At 45.7% G+C, this 6,496-nt stretch carries 4 protein-coding genes; all 4 read left to right on the top strand.

The genetic code is table 11. From position 1 onward, the window contains the following. The 4 genes from AB4493_RS19025 (at position 1) to pheT (ending at position 6,165) form a co-directional block, all read left to right on the top strand. Positions 1–1,209 carry a hypothetical protein gene (locus AB4493_RS19025; protein WP_017060449.1) on the top strand — a complete coding sequence of 403 codons (1,209 nt, stop codon included), beginning with the start codon at positions 1–3 and terminating at the stop codon, positions 1,207–1,209. Between the two features lie 202 nt (positions 1,210–1,411). After that, positions 1,412–2,521 carry a GGDEF domain-containing protein gene (locus AB4493_RS19030; RefSeq protein WP_029236452.1) on the top strand — a complete coding sequence of 370 codons (1,110 nt, stop codon included), beginning with the start codon at positions 1,412–1,414 and terminating at the stop codon, positions 2,519–2,521. Positions 2,522–2,739: 218 nt separating this feature from the next. Then, the gene (gene pheS / locus AB4493_RS19035; RefSeq protein ID WP_004734764.1) at positions 2,740–3,723 is read left to right on the top strand and encodes a phenylalanine--tRNA ligase subunit alpha; all 984 of its coding nucleotides are present in this window, start codon (positions 2,740–2,742) and stop codon (positions 3,721–3,723) included. An 18-nt stretch (positions 3,724–3,741) separates the two neighbouring features. Further along, positions 3,742–6,165 carry a phenylalanine--tRNA ligase subunit beta gene (gene pheT / locus AB4493_RS19040; protein WP_372155604.1) on the top strand — a complete coding sequence of 808 codons (2,424 nt, stop codon included), beginning with the start codon at positions 3,742–3,744 and terminating at the stop codon, positions 6,163–6,165. The last annotated feature ends 331 nt before the right edge of the window (positions 6,166–6,496 follow it).

Raw genomic sequence — 6,496 nt, forward strand, 5'->3', positions numbered from 1 at the left:
ATGAAAAGGATTGTGGCAACAGGAACCCAATTATCCTTAACCTTGGCGGCGACCGTCGGGCTTATGCAGGTGTCGTTGCCTTGTGTGGCGGCAGGCTTTAGTCCTGATATCGCAGGGCAGGTTAACCTTGAACATAGGCAGTTCTTTAGCGACGGCTTACAAGGGCAAGACAAAGGACAAAGCTCACTGGTGTTGCAGCCAGAGTTTTACTGGGAGCAACAAGAGGGCAACGGCAGCATTACCTTCACCCCGTTTTATCGCCTAGACAGTGAAGACGACGAACGAACTCATGGTGATATTCGCGAAGCCTTGTATTTAACCTATTGGGATGATTACGAACTGCGAGCGGGTGTTGGAAAGGTATTTTGGGGCGTAACCGAATCGGCGCATTTAGTGGATGTGGTAAACCAGACCGATGCCATTGAATCGGTCGATGGCGAATCCAAGTTAGGTCAGCCTATGGTGCACTTCACCTCGATAAAAGAGTGGGGCACCATAGACGCCATGTTACTGCCGTATTTTCGTGAGCGTACCTTCGCAGGCGAAGACGGTCGATTAAGGCCAACCGTGCCAGTATCGGACGATGCGCTTTACGAATCTTCACGAGAAGAAAAACACGTTGATGTGGCATTGCGTTACAGCCAAATGTACGGTGATTGGGATGTCGGTTTAAGCTACTTAGGCGGCACAAACCGCGACCCTTATTACCGTGTGGAAGGCAATCAACTCAAGCCATACTACGCCCAAATGCAACACTTCGGATTGGATGTTCAAGGCATTATCGGTGACTGGTTATGGAAGCTGGAAAGCATTTATCGCGACAGCTACGACAACCATACCGGCGTGGCGACAGGCTTTGAATACACTTGGGTAGGGGCGCTTGAATCGTACTGGGACATCGGCTTCATCGCTGAATACCTGTATGACAGCCGAGGCAACAATGCCCAAACCATCGGCCAAAATGATGTGTTCCTTGGCGCCCGTTTCGCTTTGAACGATGAAGACGGCACCGAAGTGCTTACTGGTATCACTCAAGACTTAGATAACAGTGATGTCTACAGTGCCAAGCTAGAGGCATCGAGCCGTATTAACAACAATCTCAAGTGGCGACTGAATGCTTGGTTGTTTGAGAACGAAACCCCAGAGGACTTGTTGTTCTTCGCACGCAAGGATGACTTTGTTGAGATGGCGTTGGAATATTATTTCTAGTGTTAGCTTCGTGGGGCGTTCCTGTTGGGGGGGACGTCTCAAATTTAAGATGAGCCATATTTAGAATGTTCAAAGTCGTCTTTTTATAAAGTGGATCAAACAATCGAATAAACCTACAGGTAAAATGGTTATATTTTTTCAGTATCTATAACCTCCGAATATGCATGTAAATCGTGCTGGTGGTATCGGCCTTAAGGGATTTATGAATTCATTTAATTGGGATAAAAACTTTGAAACAGGCATTGGTGTTGTAGATGAACAGCATCAATATCTTGTTGGTATTATCAACCACTACGGAAATCTGTTGTCAGAGAACACTATCTCTATCGACGACATAAACGTCGCTTTACTCGATCTCACATGCTATGCCGAATTTCACTTTAAAGAAGAAGAATCTTTGATGAGAGATTGCGGTGTGTATGAGCGACACATTGAAGAGCATATCAAAGTGCATCGTGTATTTATGCAAGATATCTACAGTATGCAAGCTTTCATCATGGAAGAAGAACAGTCGTCAGCACGGCAGTTACTTGATTTATTGATCCACTGGCTTGCTTACCACATCCTCGGCATCGACCAAAACATGGCGCGACAAATGACCGCGATAGAAGAGGGCGCGACACCTCTGCAAGCCTTTGAAGCGGAAGAAAAGCAGCAAGATTCTGCGACTGTCCCGCTGTTGGCTGCGCTTAACGGCCTGTTTGAACAAGTCTCTGAACGAAACAAACAGTTGTTACGCTTCAACCAGTTACTCGAAGATAAAGTTGAGGAACGTACGGCAGAATTAAAACGAGCGAATAAGAGACTTGAAGAACTGTCATTAACCGACTCTCTTACTAATTTGCATAACCGTCGTAGTGCTTTTAAACAGTTAGCGCTGCATTGGCAAGACTCCAAAGAACTGGGCATGCCTTTAGTGTGTATTATGATTGATGCCGACCACTTCAAGCGCATTAATGACACCAGCGGCCATGATGCAGGCGACTTGGTGCTACAAACCCTCTCGCGTGAACTGAAAAACACGTTCCGTAATGATGATATTGTTTGCCGGTTAGGTGGCGATGAGTTCTTGGTTATTTGCCCAAACACCGACCTTAAAGGTGGGATGTACATCGCGGAAACCGCTCGACAGAAAGTGTCTGAATTAGAGGTTGAAACCAGTCATCAAGTTTGGATTGGCAGTATTAGTGTCGGTGTCGCTGAAATGACCCAAGAATTCGAAACCATGAACGAATTGATTAAAGCGGCGGATGAGTCCGTCTATTTAGCAAAAAACGCAGGGAAGAACAGCGTTTGTTCTATTCAGATCTAGCCTTCAGGTCATTTCCAAATTAAGAAGTGGAACCTGTAATTGTTCCACTTCTTCCTACTCCTCATTAATATCCTGTTAAATTTGCCGTGTTTTTAGGCAATAACTTGTTCTTTTAGCGATTCAATTTGGCATTGGTTGCGTGTTTGATTACTATGTGTAGCTATCTAAAAAAACTAATCATCCGATACGGACACTACCAAATGGTAGATGAGGAAATGATGCAACATCTAGAAGAGATCATTGCTAATGCAACGACTGCTATTGATACAGCAGATTCGTTAGTCGCACTTGATGAAGTGCGAGTTCAGTATTTAGGTAAGAAGGGTGAACTAACTCTTCAACTACAAAGCCTAGGTAAACTTCCACCTGAAGAGCGTCGCACTGCTGGTCAAGAGATCAACAAAGCGAAAGGTGCTGTTCAACAAGCGATCGCAGCTCGCAAAGACGCACTACAACGTGCAGAGCTTGAAGCGAAACTAGCTGAAGAAACTATCGATGTGAGCCTACCAGGTCGTCGCATTGAGAACGGTGGTCTTCACCCAGTTACTCGCACTGTTGAGCGTATCGAACAGTTCTTTGGTGAGCTTGGCTTTAGCACTGAGTCTGGCCCTGAGATCGAAGATGCATTCCACAACTTTGATGCACTAAACATCGCAGACGATCACCCAGCTCGTACTGATCACGATACTTTCTTCTTCAACCCTGATCTAATGCTACGTACGCACACTTCTGGTGTTCAAATCCGTACGATGGAAAACGGCAAACCGCCATTCCGCTTCATTGCTCCGGGTCGTGTTTACCGTAACGACTACGATCAAACTCACACGCCAATGTTCCACCAAGTGGAAGGTATGTTAGTTGATGAGAACGTAAACTTCGCACAACTTAAAGGCATTCTTAACGATTTCCTTTGTAACTTCTTTGAAGAAGAAGTTGAAGTGCGTTTCCGTCCTTCATTCTTCCCGTTCACAGAGCCTTCAGCTGAAGTTGACGTGAAACGTAAAGATGGCAAATGGCTAGAAGTTCTAGGCTGTGGCATGGTTCACCCTAACGTACTTCGCTCTGTTGGCATCGACCCTGAGAAATACTCTGGTTTTGCATTCGGTATGGGTGTAGAGCGTCTAACGATGCTTCGTTACGGCGTAAATGACCTTCGTGCGTTCTTCGAGAACGACCTTCGTTTCCTTAAACAATTCAAGTAATCCGGGGCAGTCAAAACTATGAAATTCAGTGAATCTTGGCTACGCGAGTGGGTTAAACCTGCAATTAACAGCGAAGAGCTAGCTCACCAAATCACTATGGCTGGTTTGGAAGTTGACGATGTAGAACCTGTTGCGGGTGTTTTCACCGGCGTTAAAGTAGGTAAAGTGGTTGAGTGCGGTCAGCACCCAGACGCAGACAAACTACAAGTTACAAAAATTGATATCGGTGAAGCCGATCTTGATGGAAATAAACAGCTGTTAGACATCGTATGTGGTGCATCTAACTGTCGTCTTGGCCTAACTGTAGCAGTAGCAACAGTTGGCGCAGTACTGCCTGGTAACTTCAAAATCAAGAAAGCAAAACTACGTGGCGTTCCATCGCACGGCATGCTTTGTTCTTTCTCTGAGCTAGGTATCGACGTAGAGTCTGACGGCATCCTTGAGCTACCAGAAGGCACAACGCTAGGCATGGACGTACGTGAGCTTCTTGAGCTTAACGACGTAACTATCGACGTAGACCTAACAGCAAACCGCGCAGACTGCTTCAGCATCCGTGGCCTTGCTCGTGAAGTTGGCGTACTAAACCGCGCAGACGTTACAGAGCCAACAGTTGACGCTGTTGCAACAAGCATTGAAGACACAGTATCTGTTGAAATCAAAGCAACTGATGCTTGTCCACGTTACCTTGGCCGTGTGGTTAAGAACGTAAACGTGAAAGCGGAATCTCCAATCTGGATGCAAGAAAAACTGCGCCGTTGTGGTATCCGTTCAATCGACCCAGTTGTAGACATCACAAACTACGTGATGCTAGAGCAAGGCCAACCAATGCACGCATTTGATCTAGCTAAGATCGAAGGCGGTATCGTGGTTCGTCTAGCAGAGCAGGGCGAAAAGCTAACACTTCTAGATGGCAACGAAGCTGAACTAAACAGCAACACGCTTGTTATCGCTGACCAAAACAAAGCACTAGCAATCGCTGGTATCTTTGGCGGTCAAGATTCAGGTGTTACTACTGAAACAACAGACGTACTTCTTGAAGCAGCATTCTTCGCACCGGATCACATCCGTGGTCGCGCACGTGCTTACGGTCTTCACACTGATTCTTCTCTACGTTTCGAACGTGGTGTTGATTCAACACTTCAAGCAGCAGCAATGGAGCGTGCAACACAGCTTCTAGTTGAAATCTGTGGTGGTGAAGTTGCGCCAGTAAACGGCAGCGAATCTGAAGCCTCACTTCCTAAAGCAAACGTAGTTGCTCTACGTCGCGCTAAGCTAGACAGCCTACTAGGTCACGAAATCCCATCTACAGACGTAGTGGAAATTCTTACTCGCCTAGGTTGTAACGTTGAAACGACTGATTCAGGTTGGACGGCAACGTCTCCATCTTGGCGTTTTGATATCGCAATTGAGCAAGACCTAATTGAAGAAGTAGGTCGTATCTACGGTTACGATAACATTCCAAACCAAGCGCCTAAAGCGGCACTTAAAATGAATGACCACAAAGAAGCTAACCAACCGCTTAAGCGCGTTCGTGACCTTCTTGTAGACCGTGGCTACCACGAAGCAATCACATACAGCTTCGTAGAACCAGAACAGCAAAAACTTGTTGTACCTGGTGTTGAGCCGCTAATCCTGCCATTCCCAATCTCTGCGGACATGTCAGCAATGCGTCTTGGCCTAATCCAAGGTCTTTTAAACACAGTTGTTCACAACCAGAAGCGTCAACAGTCTCGCGTTCGTCTATTCGAATCAGGCCTACGTTTCATCCCTGAAGCAACTGCTGAAAACGGCATGCGCCAAGAAATGATGCTTGCGGGCGTTATCTCTGGTACTCGTGGCGAAGAGCACTGGGACATTGCAACTAACACTGTAGATTTCTTCGATCTTAAAGGTGACCTAGAAGCCGTTCTTGAGCTTTCTGCAAACGAAATCGCATACAGCTTCAAATCTCTTTCTTCAGAAGCAAAAGAGCGCAACCCAGCACTTCACCCAGGTCAGTCAGCAATGATTATGGCTAACGGTAAAGAAGTGGGTATCATTGGTACTGTTCACCCAGAACTAGAGCGTAAGTTTGGTCTTAACGGCCGCACTATCGTATTCGAAATCGAATGGGCAGCTATCAACACTCGCGTGCTTCCAGAAGCAGTAGCAGTATCTAAGTTCCCTGCAAACCGTCGTGATATCGCTGTTGTTGTTGACGAAGCAGTAGCTTCTGGCGACATCGTAGAAGCGTGTATCGCAGCGGGTGGCGAATTCCTAACAGGCGCTAAACTGTTCGACGTATACGTTGGTCAAGGCGTTGAAGAAGGTAAGAAGAGCCTAGCAATCGCGCTTAACCTACAGTCTGTAGAGCGCACACTTGAAGATGCAGACATCGCTGGTTCAGTAGATGCTATCGTAGCTTCAATTTCAGAGAAATTCGGCGCAGCACTTCGCGACTAATCTCTTCTGATAGATAGAAAACCAAAGGCCTCGCATTGCGAGGCCTTTTTTTTGTCTCTAGAAACATTGTTAATTTGGTCGTCTATCAAATATTTCATATATGGGTAACTTTGATAGATTAGAGATGTGCCAATTAACTTATCAAAATGTTAGTTTGTGCTGGTTTTTAATCGATTCAATACCTGATAATGGTAGTGGTTCTATGTATATGACAATAAAATAAAGATAACACTCTAACGGTGACTTGTTTACTGTAAAATAAACTATTGAAAAAATTGAGATCAAGTAGAGATGGCGCTTAAGTCTGTAAGAATCAAAAATATATTATCCT

This window comes from Vibrio sp. 10N.222.55.A1, from assembly GCF_041473835.1.
Lineage (GTDB): Bacteria > Pseudomonadota > Gammaproteobacteria > Enterobacterales > Vibrionaceae > Vibrio > Vibrio crassostreae_C.

Coding starts and splice junctions, on each gene's coding strand:
- AB4493_RS19025 (WP_017060449.1), top strand. CDS start 1: ATGAAAAGGATTGTGGCAACAGGAACCCAATTATCCTTAACCTTGGCG.
- AB4493_RS19030 (WP_029236452.1), top strand. CDS start 1,412: ATGAATTCATTTAATTGGGATAAAAACTTTGAAACAGGCATTGGTGTT.
- pheS (WP_004734764.1), top strand. CDS start 2,740: ATGCAACATCTAGAAGAGATCATTGCTAATGCAACGACTGCTATTGAT.
- pheT (WP_372155604.1), top strand. CDS start 3,742: ATGAAATTCAGTGAATCTTGGCTACGCGAGTGGGTTAAACCTGCAATT.